The sequence below is a fragment of the Micromonospora sp. ATLC16 genome (assembly GCF_057196645.1).
This window is the reverse complement of sequence record NZ_JBXUOW010000010.1, coordinates 15,956-31,926: the sequence shown is the minus strand read 5'-3', so window position 1 is coordinate 31,926 and position 15,971 is coordinate 15,956. Positions and strand designations below refer to the sequence as shown.

The 15,971-nt window shown below is 70.7% G+C and carries 12 protein-coding genes, 1 pseudogene and 1 riboswitch; of the genes and pseudogenes, 7 read left to right on the top strand and 6 right to left on the bottom strand.

The annotated features are described in order from the left end of the window. Position 1 precedes the first annotated feature (1 nt). Both AC2CHE_RS06615 and pknB read left to right on the top strand, forming a co-directional pair. Positions 2 to 1,378 carry a serine/threonine-protein kinase gene (locus tag AC2CHE_RS06615; protein WP_484504001.1) on the top strand — a complete coding sequence of 459 codons (1,377 nt, stop codon included), beginning with the start codon at positions 2 to 4 and terminating at the stop codon, positions 1,376 to 1,378. After that, complete coding sequence (pknB, locus tag AC2CHE_RS06610; protein ID WP_484504000.1) at positions 1,375 to 3,210, top strand: Stk1 family PASTA domain-containing Ser/Thr kinase; 1,836 nt, start codon at positions 1,375 to 1,377, stop codon at positions 3,208 to 3,210. The genes AC2CHE_RS06615 and pknB overlap by 4 nt, the downstream gene beginning before the upstream one ends. A gap of 214 nt (positions 3,211 to 3,424) precedes the next feature. Here the strand turns inward: pknB and AC2CHE_RS06605 are convergent, their stop codons facing one another. The 4 genes and pseudogenes from AC2CHE_RS06605 to AC2CHE_RS06590 all read right to left on the bottom strand — a co-directional run bounded on the left by AC2CHE_RS06605 (position 3,425) and on the right by AC2CHE_RS06590 (position 7,845). Next, complete coding sequence (locus AC2CHE_RS06605; RefSeq protein ID WP_484503999.1) at positions 3,425 to 4,075, bottom strand: aminodeoxychorismate/anthranilate synthase component II; 651 nt, start codon at positions 4,073 to 4,075, stop codon at positions 3,425 to 3,427. A gap of 5 nt (positions 4,076 to 4,080) precedes the next feature. Next, positions 4,081 to 4,383, bottom strand: coding sequence for a hypothetical protein (locus AC2CHE_RS06600; protein ID WP_281565420.1), 303 nt, complete (start codon positions 4,381 to 4,383; stop codon positions 4,081 to 4,083). 2 nt (positions 4,384 to 4,385) lie between these two features. Further along, positions 4,386 to 5,513 (bottom strand): annotated as a pseudogene (locus tag AC2CHE_RS06595) (class E sortase); the annotation flags it as partial. A gap of 1,522 nt (positions 5,514 to 7,035) precedes the next feature. Then, positions 7,036 to 7,845: a DUF881 domain-containing protein gene (locus tag AC2CHE_RS06590; protein ID WP_484503998.1), complete on the bottom strand. Its 810-nt coding sequence runs from the start codon at positions 7,843 to 7,845 to the stop codon at positions 7,036 to 7,038. 223 nt (positions 7,846 to 8,068) lie between these two features. Between AC2CHE_RS06590 and AC2CHE_RS06585 the strand changes: the two genes are divergently transcribed. From AC2CHE_RS06585 to AC2CHE_RS06570, 4 genes are all read left to right on the top strand, one after another. After that, positions 8,069 to 8,335, top strand: coding sequence for a cell division protein CrgA (locus AC2CHE_RS06585; protein ID WP_093409169.1), 267 nt, complete (start codon positions 8,069 to 8,071; stop codon positions 8,333 to 8,335). Between the two features lie 275 nt (positions 8,336 to 8,610). Next, positions 8,611 to 10,806, top strand: coding sequence for a heterodisulfide reductase-related iron-sulfur binding cluster (locus AC2CHE_RS06580; protein WP_484503997.1), 2,196 nt, complete (start codon positions 8,611 to 8,613; stop codon positions 10,804 to 10,806). A 270-nt stretch (positions 10,807 to 11,076) separates the two neighbouring features. After that, positions 11,077 to 12,072 carry a C40 family peptidase gene (locus tag AC2CHE_RS06575; protein WP_484504057.1) on the top strand — a complete coding sequence of 332 codons (996 nt, stop codon included), beginning with the start codon at positions 11,077 to 11,079 and terminating at the stop codon, positions 12,070 to 12,072. Positions 12,073 to 12,264: 192 nt separating this feature from the next. Further along, a riboswitch (cyclic di-AMP (ydaO/yuaA leader) is annotated at positions 12,265 to 12,399 on the top strand. Positions 12,400 to 12,536: 137 nt separating this feature from the next. Beyond that, entirely contained in the window at positions 12,537 to 13,571 is a 1,035-nt protein-coding gene (locus AC2CHE_RS06570) for an NlpC/P60 family protein (RefSeq protein WP_484503996.1), read from the top strand. Between the two features lie 92 nt (positions 13,572 to 13,663). On the opposite strand, the gene dcd is transcribed toward AC2CHE_RS06570, so the two are convergent. Next, a complete protein-coding gene (dcd, locus tag AC2CHE_RS06565; protein WP_484503995.1) occupies positions 13,664 to 14,242 on the bottom strand; it encodes a dCTP deaminase in 579 nt (192 codons plus the stop codon). Between the two features lie 77 nt (positions 14,243 to 14,319). On the opposite strand from dcd, the gene AC2CHE_RS06560 reads away from it, so the two are divergent. After that, on the top strand, positions 14,320 to 14,856 hold the full coding sequence (locus tag AC2CHE_RS06560) for a pyridoxamine 5'-phosphate oxidase family protein (RefSeq protein ID WP_484503994.1): 537 nt from the start codon (positions 14,320 to 14,322) through the stop codon (positions 14,854 to 14,856). 68 nt (positions 14,857 to 14,924) lie between these two features. Here the strand turns inward: AC2CHE_RS06560 and AC2CHE_RS06555 are convergent, their stop codons facing one another. Next, positions 14,925 to 15,929: a zinc metalloprotease gene (locus AC2CHE_RS06555; protein ID WP_484503993.1), complete on the bottom strand. Its 1,005-nt coding sequence runs from the start codon at positions 15,927 to 15,929 to the stop codon at positions 14,925 to 14,927. Positions 15,930 to 15,971 lie beyond the last annotated feature (42 nt).

The window sequence follows — 15,971 nt, the reverse complement described above, 5'->3', positions numbered from 1 at the left end:
GATGCTCAGTCCGGGTGTCCAGCTCGGCAACCGCTACCGGCTCGACGAGCGGATCGCCAGCGGTGGCATGGGTGACGTCTGGCGCGGTACCGACCAGGTGCTCGGCCGTACGGTGGCGGTCAAGAGCCTGCTCCCGGCGTTGCTCGACGAGCCCGGGTTCGCCGAGCGTTTCCGCGGCGAAGCTCGCACCATGGCCACGATCAACCACCCGGGTGTGGTCGACGTCTACGACTTCGGCAACGACCAGCACATCGCCTTCCTGGTGATGGAGTACGTGGAGGGTGACCCCCTCTCGGCCACGCTGAGCCGGGTCGGCCGGCTGACTCCGGCCCGGACCATGGCGCTTGTCGCCCAGGCGGCGGACGCGCTGCACGCCGCCCACGCAAAGGGCATCGTGCACCGGGACGTGAAGCCCGGCAACCTGCTGGTCCGCCCCAACGGCACGCTGGTGCTCACCGACTTCGGCATCGCCCGGTCGGACCTGGTCGGGCAGCTGACCGCGGCCGGGTCGGTGCTCGGTACCGCGTCCTACATCTCCCCCGAGCAGGCCACCGGCCAGGTCGCCACTCCCGCCTCCGATGTCTACGCGCTCGGCGTGGTCGCCTACCAGTGCCTCGCCGGCCGCCGGCCCTTCGAGGGCGACAATCCCCTCGACATCGCGATGCGGCACGTCCGGGAGACGCCCCGACCGCTGCCGTCCGACATTCCGCCCCAGGTCCGCGCGCTTGTCGAGCGGGCGTTGGCGAAGGACCCCAAGGACCGCTGGCCGAGCGCCGCCGCGCTGGCCGGTGCGGCGCGTCAGTTGAAGACCGCACTGTCTCGACAGGCGCGGGCCGGCGGCCAGGCCGCACCGATCTCTGCCGCGCCCGCCTCGCCGGCACCGGGCCGCGCGCAGGTTCCGCCGCCGCAGCAGCCACCGCGTCCGGTCGCGGCCCCGCACTCCCCGGCCCCCGCCTACCCGCCAGCCATGGGGCACCGACCGCCGCCGAGTCACCAACCGGCTGCCCCACACCACCGTCCCACCTCGGTGGCGCCGGCCGCCGGCGGCTACCCGCGTGGGGCCGCCACGGTCCCACCCGGGTACGCTCCACAGCCCGGTCCGCCACGCCCGGTGCCCCGACGGTCACGATCTGGCATGGTCTTCCTGGCCATCATGTTGGGCGCACTGGTCCTCATCTGCTCCGGCGTGATTTCCTACCAACTACGGAACAATCTCGGCGCGGGCACGCCGGGTGGTGCTTCCGTGTCAACGGTGACGTCCGACGCGCTGCGGCCTGACGGGCGAGACGATCTGGTCGATACGGCGTACCGTCGACTGGATTGGCCCCGGATGGGCGGCGACGTGACGACGACGAGCGAAGGACGACAGACGCGATGACAGCGCAGGCCCGCCTGCTCGGTGGCAGGTACCAGGTCGGCGAGCTGCTCGGCTACGGCGGCATGGCCGAGGTGCATCGCGGTCGTGACCTGCGGCTCGGCCGGGATGTCGCAATCAAGATGCTCCGCGCCGACCTGGCCCGGGACGCCACCTTCCAGATGCGGTTCCGGCGGGAGGCGCAGAACGCCGCTTCGCTGAACCACCCCGCCATCGTGGCCGTCTACGACACCGGTGAGGAGCAGGCGCCTACCGGCGAGACGCTTCCGTTCATCGTGATGGAGTTCGTGAACGGACGCACGCTGAAGGAGGTGCTCGGCGCTGAGGGCCGGCTGCAACCTCGGCGGGCGCTGGAGATCTCCGCCGACATCTGCGCCGCGTTGGACTTCAGTCACCGGCACGGCATCATCCACCGCGACATCAAGCCGGGCAACGTGATGCTCACCCAGACCGGCCAGGTCAAGGTGATGGACTTCGGCATCGCCCGGGCGTTGGCCAGCGGCGCCACCACGATGACGCAGACCAGTGCGGTCATCGGCACGGCGCAGTATCTCTCCCCGGAACAGGCGCGTGGTGAGGCGGTCGACGCCCGTTCCGACGTGTACGCCGCCGGCTGCGTGCTCTTCGAACTGCTCTGCGGGCATCCGCCGTTCGTCGGCGACAGCCCGGTCAGTGTCGCGTACCAGCACGTGCGGGAGGCTCCGCCGACCCCGAGCGATCTCAACCCGGACGTCAACCCGGCGGTCGACGCGATCGTGCTCAAGGCACTGTCGAAGAACCCGTTGAACCGCTACCAGAGCGCCGGGGAGATGCGGGCGGACATGCTCCGGGCGGCAGCCGGCCGGCCGGTGCTGGCCACCCCGGTGATGCGCGAGGACGAGACCGTGGCCATGGCCGCGGCCGGCCACCCCGACTACCCGTCGGCGGGCGCGACACAGACCCGGCAGATCCCCGCCCGGGTGGGTGATCCGCGTCAACGCAAGGCGTCGTCCTGGCTGATCGCCATGTTCGCCGCGCTCGGCGTGCTCGCGGTGATCGCCCTGATCGCCGCCCTCTGGCTGAACCAGGGCGACGAGAAGCCGCAGGACGTGGCGGTGCCGACGGTCACCGGGCTGAGCCAGGCCGCCGCGTTCGCCCAGATCGAGCGGGACGGCTTCGTGCCGGCGCGCGGCGAGCCGGAGTTCACCTCGGACTGCAAGGAGGGGACGGTCACCAACCAGTCCCCGTCCCCGGGCGAGCGGGCGGAACCGAACAGCACGGTGACCGTACGCATCTGCGGCGGCAAGCCCGAGGTGACCATTCCGCCCGGCCTGGTCGGCAGCACCCGGGAGAGCGCCCAGACGCAGCTCGAGAACCTCAAGCTCGAGGTGAAGGTCGAGGAGGACGACAACGCGGCGTCCAAGGGGCAGGTGTTGAAGGTCGACCCGCCCTCGGGCGAGAAGGTCGCCGAAGGTACCGACGTCACCCTGACCGTCTCGAAGGGCAACGTGGTGACGGTGCCGTCGGTCGTCGGCCTGCCCCAGGCGGAGGCGGAGCGGACCCTGGAACGCGCCGGTTTCGAGCCCGACGTCAATCTCGGTCCGGAGAAGCCCGCGGATGAGGCCGGGCGGGTGGTCGACCAGAGCCCGAAAGCCAACGCCGAGCGCACCAAGGGCAGCACGGTGAAGATCGTCGTGTCGGTGCCGGAGCCGGAGGAGGACCCGGATCCGCCGAGCCAGACCCCGCCGACCACCGGTGCTCCCACCACCACGCCGCCGCCGCCGGACGGTGACGACGATGGCGGGGGTGGCGGGATCCTGCCGTCCTTCGGCCCGTTCCGCCTCTCGCGGGAGTGACGGGGCCGCCAGCCTGCCCTGGCTCTGGACTACCGTCGGTGCGCGTGGACACGTCCACCCGGCGGCGCAGGCACTGACCGCCGACGTGGTGATCGTGCTGGTTCTGGTCGTGACGCTCGGGCTTCGAGGTCGCGGCCAATCCCGGTCCGGAGGTACCCGCCGACCAGAGGGGAAGTGGTCGACCAGGCCGGCGCGACGACCGCGAACCTGACTCTCAGGTGGTGGCGAAGGCGGCGCGGCGACGGGCGTCGACCTCGGCGGCCAGTTCCGGGGCGTGTTCCAGCGCCTGCGGGTGGCCGCAGGCGGCGAGCCAGTTGGCCAGCATCAGGTGACCGCCCTCGGTGAGCACCGACTCGGGATGGAACTGGACGCCCTCGATCGGCAGGGTGCGGTGCCGCATCGCCATCACGATCCCGGAGGCCGTCCAGCCGGTCACCTCCAGCTCCGCCGGCAGGGTTTCGCGCAGCACGGCGAGGGAGTGGTAGCGGGTCGCCGTGAACGGATCGGGCAGGCCGGCGAGGACGCCGCTACCACCGTGCCGGACCTCCGAGGTCTTGCCGTGCAGCAGCTCCGGGGCGCGGGTGACGGTCGCTCCGAACGCCTCGCCGATGGCCTGGTGCCCCAGGCAGACCCCGAAGATCGGCAGTTTGCCGGCGTACTCGCGGATGACGTCGAGGCAGATGCCGGCCCGGTCGGGCGTACCCGGGCCCGGTGAGAGCAGGACGCCGGCCGCGCCGACCCGGCCCACCTCGGCCACCTCGATCTCGTCGTTGCGTCGTACCTCGCACTCGACGCCGAGTTGGCCGAGGTACTGCACCAGGTTGAAGACGAACGAGTCGTAGTTGTCGATCACCAGGACGCGCATCGGGCTCACTCGTCCTCTTCCGGCGGCGGGGTGTTGTTCCGGTCGGTGTCGTACGGCAGATCGTGCTCGTCACCTGGTGGCGCGTCGTCGACCGCGCCGTCGTCTCCGGGTCCGACGTCGCCCTCCGGCGCACTCGGTACGCCGGAGTCGTCCTGGGTGACCTGCACGTCGTCGAAGGGCAGCAGCGGTTCCGCCCAGGGAAACACCACGTACCACAGCAACGCCACCATCGTGGTGGCGAGCAGCAGACTGCCGACGAGCTTGCCGGGCAGCCCGAAGGGCAGCTTGCGCCAGATCCAGGCGTACATGGTCAGGTTCCCAGCTCCGCCGGGCGTCCCTCAGCCTTCGGCTGGGTACGCGTCAACTCGGCGTGAATGATCAGCCGCTCGTAGTTGTCGAACTTCGGATTGCAGGTGGTCAGGGTCAGCATCCGCTTGGTCGGCTTTTGGCCCGGCCGGCCCGGCACCGGAGCCACCACCTCGACCTGCGTCGGCTTGACGATCAGGCTCTCGGTCACCTGGTAGACGTACCACTCCTTGCGGCCCTCGACCAGGATCGGGTCGCCCTCGCGCAGCTCGTCCAGCCGCCAGAAGGTGGCCCGGTTCCGGTGCCCGGCCACGGAGAAGTTGCCCACCTTGCCCGGCATGGCGCTGTCCGGATAGTGCCCCGGCGCGTACCGGATGTCCTGCTGGCCGACCCCTTCGACCACGATCCATTCCTTGTCGAACTTCGGTATGTAGAGGCCCGCGATCGGTGTGCCCTGCACCGCCGGTTTCGGCTTGGTGGACGGGCTGGCCGACGGGGACACCGTAGGGTCCGTCACCGGCTCGGGTGCCCACGCCTCGGCCAACTGCTCGCTCAGCTCGCCCTGGTGGGCGTCGACGATCGCTGACTTGCCCCAGATCTCGTAGCCGGCGAAGAGCAGCACCACCAGGCCGAAGGTGATCAACAACTCGCCGCTGAGCCGCAGACCGGTGCGCACCCGCGACCACAGCGACGGTCGGGTCAGCTCCGAGTAGACGCTCTTGTAGCCCTCGCCCGTCTGGTGGGGGCGAAGTTGCACCACCCGGTCGCCGCGCCTCGGCTTCGAGGCCTCGGCCGGCTGGTCGGCACCATCGGGCGGTTCCTCGCTCTCGGGGGGCCGAGGTACGGCACCCATCAGGGCGGTCGAGTCCAGTACGGGCGGAGTACCCGGCCGGGCCCCGGTGACCGCCGGGATGAGTGCGGTCGCGGCCGGGTCGGCCGATCGGCTCGGCGCGGACGGCTGGCCGGTCGCGGGATTCTGCCCGGGCGCCGTGGGCTGGCCGGGGGTCGCGGGGTGGGCCTGCTGCCCCGAGGTGGAGTTGGTCGAGGCGACCGTACGCTCAGTGGCCGCCGGGCTGCCCGGGCTGGCGGCGGCACCGGGGTGTCCGTTCGTCGCCTGTGTCGCCCTGGTCGGCTCCGTCCCTCGGCCGCCGGCTGCCGAGCCGGCGACGTCGCCGACCTTCGGCATCAGCGCGGTCGGTCCCTCACCGGACCAGTCACCCTGGCCGGATGCGTGATCCGGCGACTGTCGTGCCGGCTCGACACCGGCCGTGCGCCGAGCCTCAGCCGACCAGGACGGTGTGGCCGGCGGCTGAGCTGGCACCGCCGGGTACGTCGGACCGTTGCCGCCGGGCCGGTCCTGGCCTGCCGGCTCGGGGCGTGCCACATGCGGTGCGGACCTGTCCTGGCCAGCCTGCGCCGGCCGCGTTGCCAAGCCGTTCGGACCCGGCCGTCCGGGGTGCGGCGGCTCCGCCGCCCCGCTCGCCGGTCCGAAGTACGGCGCGCGCGGTGCCGGCGCTGCGGCGGCAGGCTGCCCGACACCGGGAGGTGGCGCGTGCGGTGCCGGGGCTGCCGGGCCGGTTCCGGAGCGCGGCGCGTGATCGCCGTTGGGTGCACCGAGCTGCGGTGCCGGCGTCGGCTGCGAAGGCTGGGGCGACTGACCGGACGGTGGCGTGGCCGGTCGCACGGCGGCGGGTTGCGTGGCTCCGGCGGGCTGTCTCGGCTGCTCACCGTTGGGCCAGGTCGGGCCGCCGCGGGACGGTGCCGTTCCGGTGCCGTTCCGGTTCGGGCCGGGCGCTTGTTCTTGGGCTTGGGCTTGGGCTTGGGCGCCGGGCCAGGGCGGTGGAGTTCCGGCGTCCGCGCCGGCCGGGCGGGTGCTGGTCGGCTGTTCCGGGTCGCCCACGCTCCGAGCCGGCTGGAAGGCTCCGCGCCACGGCGTGGGCCCGACCGGAATGTCCGGCTGACCTGATGGCAGGGGTACGCCATGCCACTTGTCGTCGGATGCCGCGTCCGGTTGCCGGCCGGCGGCGTCCCGAACCGGACCGGGCGCGGCGTCCCACTGCGTCGCCGTACCGTCGGGATTCACCGCACGCTGCCTGCCCGGTGCCGGGTCCCACTGGTTGGCGCTGCGCCCGGTGGTCGCCGCAGCGTCCCACTGGTTCGCCCGGCGGTCCGTGGCCGGGGCGGTGTCCCAACGTCCGGGCGCGGTCGGTTGCTCCTGGCCCGGGCTCGCCCCCCGACGGTCGGCGGTCGGCGCGCTGGCCCGCTCCGGCACCGCAGGCGCGCTCCAGCCGGTCGGGGCGCCGGGCGTGGTCGTGCTTCGGGCAGGCGGGTCCGTTGGTGCTGGCGCGTCCCACCGGCCGCCGGCCGGCGAGGGGTTCTCGGCGTCACCGTCGAAGCGGCCGGAGTTGGTCGGCCGCTGGCCGTCCGGCGGTCGGCCCCCGGCCGAAGCCTGATCGGTCGGCCGCGGAGCTGCGGTCGGCGGCGGATCGTGCGGTGCCTGGGACGGCCCGGACCGGGTGGGCAGCACCGGGTCGGGCCAGCCCCCCGTCGCACGGACGTCGGTGGACCCGCCCCGCTCGACCTTGGGGATGAAGGCGGTGGGCTCGTCGGCCTGGTCGCGGTGCCGACCGTCGGACTGCGGGCTCACCGCGCGCTCACTGCGGCACCGCCGGCACCGTCGCCGATCGCAGGGTGGTGGAGTCCTCGAAGGCGGGCACCGTGACCGTGCCAGGGGTCTCTGAGTAGCCGAGTTGGTAGTTGTCGACCGCGTCCCTGAACCACCGGACTCCCTCGGAAACGGCGAGGGCCTGCCGGAGTGCGGCGGGATCGCCAATTGCTACGATCTTGAAAGGTGGGGAGTACACCCGGCCGTGCAACAGCAGGGTGTTACCCACGCAGCGTACCGCGCTGGTCGCCAGCACGCGCACGTTCATGATTGACATCGCCTCGGCGCCGCCGGCCCAGAGCGCGTTGACCACCGCCTGCACGTCGCCCTGATGGACAACCAGGTCGTCATTGGTGGCCCCTTCGGGCAGGTTGCTCAGCTGCGGTGCGTCATTGAGCTCGACGGACAGGCCGGTACCGGTGAGGGCGGTGAAACCGGCGGCGGCCCTACTGGCGTTGGCCCGCTGCTGTTGTTCGCTGATCGGGCCGTCGGAGTTGGCGAGGACGGCCGTCCGGTTCTCCAACTCCCCGCGCAGCGTGGCGGCCCGCTTCTCGTTCGCCGCCACCTGCGCACGGCGGTCCTCGATCAGCTCGGTCAGCTGGGGGCGGCGGTCCTCGCGCAGGGCGGTGCCGCCCGCGGTCGTGGCCGTCGTGGTGAAGAGCAGACCGGCCGCCAGGGCGATCAGCGGTACACCTATCGACCAGAACGGCCGGCGTTGACGTGGCCGCCGAGGCAGCAACCCGGCGACGAGTCGACGCAGCGCCTTCTGCCACGACGCTGCGCCGGACGTGTACTCCACGGGCCAGTCCCCCTCGTCATCGCGCTCCGACGCCACCCGGGTGCGGGCGGGGCGCCAGCCGTGCTACCCGGTTTCCGGTGCTGCCCGGTACCGGTCTTACCTCATTCGTGGATCGGACGGGTCTTCCGGACTACGCTAGCTCTCGAACATTATTGGCCATGGACCGTCGCCCTCGCGCCCGGTTGTCAGGCCGGACGAGGTCGTAACCCCTCTGGAGAGCGCCGTGCCCAAGTCTCAGGTCCGCAAGAAGAAGGTGTACACCCCGCCTACGGACGTCCGCCCGACGGCGACGACCGCGGCCACCAACAAGCCCAGCCCGGTCTGGCTGCCGGTTCTGGCGGTGTCGCTGATCGTCTTCGGCATCGGCTGGCTGGTGGTCTACTACCTCTCCGAGCAGGAGTACCCGGTGATGGAGCTGGGGTACTGGAACCTGGCGGTCGGGTTCGGCGCGATGGTCGCCTCCCTGATCGTGCTTTCCCGCTGGCGCTGACCCGCAGCTCAGGCCCCTGACTGTCCGGTGCCACCGGCGGCCCGCCCGAGCGGCGGTGCCGTCGGCCTCCTAAGGTGTGCGCAGGGCAGCGTGGCCCCGGGTGCGAGATGACTCACGTTACTGTTGGGTAACCTTGCGCGTAGGCTGCACTGCATGACCGAGCGGAGCAAGGTCATCGACCGATCAGGTTGAGGTGCGGCGGCGTGGGTCGACGATCGCACCGACGCCCCGGTCGCCGAGCCGCTCGACAGGCAGCAGACCGGGAGGCCAACTCGATGGGCAGCGTCCAGATCGTCACCACGATCCTCGCGGCCGCCATCACCGCCGTTGCGGTGTGGCTTGCGGTACGCGCGGTCTCGAAGATGGTGGCCGTCATCCGGCTGGGTCAGCCCGATCCGACCCGCTCCGGCGACCCGGTCAGCCGCACCAGGACCATGCTGGCGGAGACCGCCGGGCACACCCGGATGCTCCGCTGGAGCGTGGTGGGCGCGGCGCACTGGTTCGTGATGGTCGGCTTCATCGTGCTGTCGCTGCTGGTGCTTGAGGCGTACTTCGAGGTGGTGTCGCCGACCGGCGGCCTGCCGCTGATCGGTGGCTGGACCCTCTACGGGCTGGTCACCGAGTGGCTCGGCATTCTTAGCGTTGTCGGCATCGCTGTCCTGATCGGGATCCGGCTGGCGAACCGGCCGAATCAGGCGGGACGGCGGTCCCGGTTCATCGGCTCCACCATGTGGCAGGGCTATTTCGTCGAGGCGGTCATCTTCGCCGTACTGGTGATGGGTTTCCTGATCCGGGGCTTCAAGGTGGCCACCGATCACTTCGAGTACCCCACCTGGGCCACCCCGCTCAGTCACGCGGTCGGTGCCCTGCTGCCGGCCTGGGACTCCGGCGTCAGCGTCGCCGCGCTCGTCAAGATCTCGATCTCGATGGCCTGGGTCATCGTGATCTCGTTGAACGTGACGATGGGTGTCGCCTGGCACCGCTTCCTCGCCTTCCCCAACATCTTCTTCAAGCGCAAGCCGGGCGCGGCCGGCTCCGGCCTCGGCGCGCTGCGGCCGATGATGAGCGACGGTAAGCCGCTCGACTTCGAGGAGGCCGACCCGGAGAAGGACCAGTTCGGCGTCGCCCAGGTCGAGCAGTTCACCTGGAAGGGCCTGCTGGACTTCAGCACCTGCACCGAGTGTGGCCGCTGCCAGTCGCAGTGCCCGGCCTGGAACACCGGAAAGCCGCTTTCGCCGAAGCTGCTGATGCTCAGCCTGCGCGACCACGCGTACGCCAAGGCGCCCTACCTGCTGGCCGGTGGCGGCAAGGATCTGACCGGCGAGGAGAAGGCCACCGCGGCCCAGCTCGCCCACCTCGACGTGCTGACGCTCGCCGAGGCGGAGAAGCCGCTGATCGGCGACGCCGAGTCCGGCGGTGTGATCGACCCCGACGTGCTCTGGTCCTGCACCACCTGCGGCGCCTGCGTGGAGCAGTGCCCGGTGGACATCGAGCACGTCGACCACATCGTCGACATGCGTCGCTACCAGGTGCTCATCGAGTCCAGCTTCCCCTCGGAGGCCGGCGTGATGCTGCGCAACCTGGAGAACAAGGGCAACCCGTGGGGGGCGCCGCAGAACACCCGGGAGGACTGGACCAAGGGGCTCGACTTCGAGGTGCCGCGTGTCGGTGAGGTCGAGGACTTCGAGTACCTCTTCTGGGTGGGCTGCGCCGGTGCGTTCGAGGACCGGGCGAAGAGGACCACCCGGGCCGTCGCGACCCTGCTCAACGAGGCAGGGGTCTCCTTCGCCATTCTCGGCGAGGGGGAGACCTGCACGGGCGACCCGGCCCGGCGGATCGGCAACGAGTTCGTCTTCCAGATGCTCGCGCAACAGAATGTCGAAACCCTGAACGAAGCGTTCGAGGGCCGGGAAAAGGCCAAGCGCAAGATCGTCGCAACCTGCCCGCACTGTTTCAACACCCTTGGCAACGAGTACGGCCAACTGGGCGGCGAGTTCGAGGTGGTGCACCACACCCAGTTGCTGGCCCACCTGGTCGCCACCGGCAGGCTCACCCCGGTGCAGCCGGTCGCCGGTGGGGTCACCTACCACGACCCGTGTTACCTGGGGCGGCACAACCGGGTCTTCACCCCGCCACGCGAGGTGCTCGGCAGCGCGATCGAGGGTGAGCTGACCGAGATGCCGCGTAACAGCGAGCGCTCCTTCTGCTGTGGTGCCGGTGGCGCCCGGATGTGGATGGAGGAGCGCATCGGCAAGCGGATCAACGTGGACCGGGTCGAGGAGGCCATGTCCACCGGAGCGAGGACGGTCGCCGTCGGCTGTCCGTTCTGCTCGACCATGCTCAGCGACGGGGTCAACGGCAAGGGTGCCGGCGAGCAGGTCGAGGTGGTCGACGTGGCCAGCGTCCTGCTTCGGTCCGTCAAGCCCGAGCGGGTCGGTGGCACCGGAGAGAGCGCGCCGGTGGCCGGCTGACCGCCGGCCACCCAGCGGGGCGGGCGATACCCTGACAGGGTGCCGCCCGCCCGGTTTCTAATTGACGTGGGTAACTGTTACGAATTGGCCAACACCCTTTGTATGCGTACCGTCGCGCAAAGGTGAATGAGCCGTCGGTCGCCTTGATTCCCCACCTACCGTTCCCTAATGTTGGGCACCGACCGCCATGGGTCGTCTGTCCCCGCCCCTTACCGCTCGCGGGACGCCCGGTGGTCGGTTTCAAAAAAGGAGACGCTGCCGGTGGCAACCATGCCCTCTCATCGTCGTGCGCCAGGGCGATCTCGTCCGGGTGGCCTGCGTAGGGCCGCCCGTGGGCTCGTCGTCCTCGTCGCCGCCGCCGCGGTCGGTGCCGGCCTGCTCGCCGCCCCCGCGTACGCCGAACCCTCGGTCGACGAGATCGAGGCCCAGATCGACAAGCAGTGGCAGAAGCTGGAGCCCACCATCGAGCAGTACAACAAGGTGCGCTCCCAGCTGCGGGTCAACAAGCAGAAGTCGAAGAGCCTGGAGAAGAAGATCCAGCCGCTGGCCCTGGAGACCGAGCTGGCGATGAACCGGGTTGCCGATCTCGCCTCCCGCTACTACATCACCGGCCCGTCCAAGGAGATCGGTGCTGTGCTGCTCAACACCAAGCCGAACGAGCTCGGCGAGCAGATGGCCCTCCTTGATCGGTTGGCGTCACAGGAGCGCCACGAGCTCGAAGGCGTCATGAAGATCCGCAAGAAGTACGACGACCAGAAGGCCAAGCTCGACGCTCTGATCGCCGATCAGGAGGCGAAGCAGAAGCAGCTGGCGGCGAAGAAGAAGCAGATCGACGCCGAGATCAAGCGACTGGAGAAGTCGCTGCCGGTGACCACGGTGAAGACCACCAACTGCCCGACCATCAACGGTGTGGTCAGCGACGCCGCCCGCACGGCCATCCGTACCGCCTGCGCCCAGGTCGGCAAGCCGTACGTGTGGGGTGCCACCGGCCCGAACTCGTTCGACTGCTCCGGTCTGACCCAGTACGCGTACAAGGCCGCCGGCATCTACCTCACCCACTACACGGGTGCCCAGTGGAACGAGGGCAAGGCCGTATCCCGTTCGGACGCCCGTCCCGGCGATCTCGTCTTCTTCCGCAGCGATGTCAGCCACGTGGGGCTGTACCTGGGCAACAACCAGATGGTCCACTCGCCACGGGCCGGCAAGCCGGTGAACGTCTCGCCCATCACGACCATGCCGGTCGCCGGTTTCCGCCGACCCGGCTGAGCCGCCACCAGCGTCGGCTGAGCGGTCGCGCAGGATCGCCCGAGGGCTCCCGGTCAAGTCGACGGGGGCCCTCGTCGTTGTCGGATGTCAGCACCCACAGTGACGGCGCGGTTGTGTTGCGTATCGACGCCGATCGTCCCTACGCTGGGCAATCGTCGGCCGCTGGCAGATCCGCCCACCCCGGGCGGTAACGGTCCGACACCGCCGAATCGCTCGTGAGCGAGCCGGGGAACCAGGTACCCGGGTGAATCCGTGCCCGTCACGGTAGGGCGCCCCTTCCCGCCCGAACCCGTCAGCCAGGCCCTGTGCGCCGAAGTCCTCGGTCGAGCCGAGGCGGAGTCCAGGCGGCGGTCCGGCAATCCCTAACGTGGCCGGCCTTCGCCCGGGCCGACGTAGGCCGGCCAGGGACTTCGGCACCGGGCCTGACCCGGTAGGCGGTATGGGAAGAAGGAGTGCTGAGCCAGGTGGCAGACCAGGCCCCGCGGCCGCCGTCAACGCGTCCGGAACTGTCCGGCCGGCCGACGGCTGCGCCGCGTTTTCGCTGGTATCGCTGCATCCCCGCCGCCCTGGCCGCGACCGCCGTGATGTTGACCGGCGGCGCGGCGGCCGCCTGGGCCGATCCCACGGTCGCCGACATCGAGCGCCGCATCGACGAGGACTGGAACCGGCTCGAACCCGTCATCGAGCAGCACAACGCCACGCGGCAGGACCTGGCCGGCAAGCGACGGGAGGCGGACGCCCTGGCCGCCCGGATCGCGCCGCTGCAACGCCAGGTGGACGAGGCCATGGATCGGGTTGGCAAGCTCGCCGCCCGTGCGTACAAGGGCGGACAGGTGCGGGCCGTCAACGTGCTGCTCGGCAGCCGGTCGCCGGGTGAGGTCGTCGAGCAGCTCGGCCTGCTCGACCGGTACGCCCGGGTCCAGCAGCAGGACGTCCGGCACGCGAGTGAACTGCGCGACGAACTCGTCGCGGCCAAGGCCGGGCTGGACCGCACCGTCGATCAGCTGACCCGCGCCGAGGCCGATCTCGCGGCGAAGCGGCGACAGATCGACACCGAGATCGACAGGTTGCAGCGGCTCCGGCTACGGGCGTACGGGAAGGGCGGCGGTGGGCCGCTGCGGCCGGCGCCCTGTCCGGCCAGCTACCCCGGCAGAGCGGCGGGGGATGCGGTCACCTTCGCCTGCGCCCAGATCGGCAAGCCGTACTCCTGGGGCGCCGAGGGACCCGATGCGTACGACTGTTCCGGGCTGACGCTGGCCGCATGGTCGCGGGCCGGTGTCGCGCTGCCGCACAACGCGGCCAGGCAGCGTCAGGTCACCGCGTCGGTCAGCCGCGGCGCGCTGCGCCCCGGAGACCTCGTCTTCTACTACCGAGACCTGCACCACGTCGGCATGTACGTCGGTGGTGGCTGGGTGGTGCACGCCTCCCGGGCGGGTCAGCCGGTGAAGATGAAGCGGCTGGACAGCAGCCCGGTGCACAGCTTCGGTCGGCCCGGCTGAGATGGCCGGGGCTCGGCGTACCGCCGTAGGATCCGCTCCCGCAGCGAGGCGGGCTCCCTACTGGTGCGCGCAGTAACTCAACGGCTGCGGTGTCACCGGGTGGGCCAGGTGCGCCAGCTCTGCCAGGCGCGACTCGGTGTCGGGCCGCGCTGGCCCTGGTAGCGGGAACCGTAGACGGCCGACCCGTACGGCTGCTCGGCCGGCGAGGAGAGCCGGAAGATGCAGAGCTGCCCGATCTTCATGCCCGGCCAGAGGGTGATCGGCAGATTGGCCACGTTGGACAGTTCCAGGGTGACGTGGCCGGAGAAGCCGGGATCGATGAAGCCGGCGGTGGAGTGCGTGAGCAGGCCGAGTCGTCCCAGGCTGGACTTGCCTTCGAGGCGGCCGGCGAGCTGGTCGCCCAGTGAGATGACCTCCAGCGTCGAGGCGAGCACGAACTCGCCCGGGTGCAACACGAACGCCTGGCCGTCGGGCACCTCGACGGTGGAGGTGAGGTCATCCTGTCGGGTCGCCGGGTCGATGTGGGTGTAGAGGTGGTTGTTGAAGACCCGGAACAGTTTGTCCAGTCGTACGTCGATGCTGGAGGGCTGCACCAAAGTGGGCTCGAACGGTTCGAGCGCCAGGGTGCCCGCCTTGATCTCGGAGACCAAATCACGGTCGGAGAGCAGCATCGCCACACCATAGCTGCCGGTATGCGACACGCGTGTCGGACTACCCGCTTCGAACGTGTGTTCGATAGGATGTCGGCATGGCTTCCTGGTCCGAATTCGCCGCCGACGAGCCTCGACTCGCCGACGGGATCCGCCTTCTCATGCAGCAGTACGGCCCGGGCTTCGGCTACCTGGCCACGGTCCGCGCCGACGGCGGGCCCCGGGTGCACCCGGTCTCTCCGGTGATCACCGACGACGGTCTCTACTGCTTCGTGATCGACTCACCGAAGCGGCGCGACCTGGAACGCGACGGCCGTTACGCGCTGCACTCGTTTCCGCCGGAGGAGAGCGACGACGAGGCGTACGTCGCCGGGCGCGCCCGGCCCGTCACGGACGACGCCACGCTCGCCCGGCTGGCGCTCGCCGCGCGGGCCGCCCCGCACGCCGACTGGCGCCTCTTCGAGTTCACCGTCGACGTGGCGATGCTCGCCCGGCGGGAGCAGTCGGTGGGTGGGCCGAGCGAGTTGGCCTGCCGTCCGGCCGTCCAGGTCTGGCTCGACCCGGCCGGCGCCACACCCCAGGCCACGCGCCCCGTGGCGGCCAGTTCCGGGAGGCATCACCGCCGCGCGGCCTGACCCGTACGTGCCGGTGCCGGCCCCGTTCGACGGAGCCGGCACCTGCCGTACGCGGTGCTGCGCTGGTGCTATGCCGCGCGGTAGGAGTTCCAGGCGTTGTTCATGCGGGTGGCCTGGCCCGAGGTGAACTGGTACATGCAGCCGTCGTACGAGTAGTCCATGAAGTTGGTGATCGGGTCGAGGCCCGAGCTTGAGCAGGTGTCCCGGCCGGTCGGGCAGCCGCTGGCCGGCGAGGCCTCGGCGGGGGTGTCCCCGACCTGGTCGCCGCTGCCCGAGCAGCCGCCCTGGAAGGTGTGGTAGAGGTTCAGCCAGTGGCCGACCTCGTGGGTGCCGGTGTCACCCTGGTTGTAGTTGGTGGCGGTGCCGCCGGGCAGCGATTCGCTGAGCACGACCACGCCGTCCATCACGTTGAGGTTGCGCTGCGGGAAGGTCGCCCAGCCGAGCAGGTTGTTGCTGAGCTCGCCGAGGTAGATGTTGAGCGTCGCCTTGTTGCCCTGCCGCAGCTGGGTCTTCATCTGCCGCTCGGCCGACGAGCCCTGCCGGATCGGGTACCACGACGAGTTGGTCACCCGGTTGATGCTCTGCAACTGGAAGGCGAAGGCGGTCGCTGCGCCACCCGTCGCACCGCTGAACGACTGGTTCAGCACACTGATCTGGGACTGGATCATCGAGTCGGGAATGTTTCCGCCGGCCCGGGTCGTGTCCCGGCGGATCACGTGCACCACCACCGGGATGGTGACCGAGGCGGCGGCGGCCTGTGCGCTCAGCGTGCGTTGGCCAACTCGCTTGGCGCGCTCTTGCAGGATGTCGGCGAACTCGGCCTCGCGCTGGTGTACCTGGGCGAGGGTCAGCTGGTTCGGATCGTGCCCGGCGGCGCCGCCAGCCTTGGCCCGGGCCAGGGTACCCGTCGGATCCTCACACACCTCGTCGGCCGTGACGGCGGCCGCCACCGGGCTCGCGGTCGTGGTGGCGGCCGGCAGCAGGCCGACCGTGGCCACGCCGAGCACCAGTGCGAGCGACGTCGATGCGATGCCGGCCGTACGCCGGTTCAGCAGGACGGGACGCAGTCCCATATGCCCACCTCTTTCTGGCGACGCGACCGGGGGTTGTGTCGC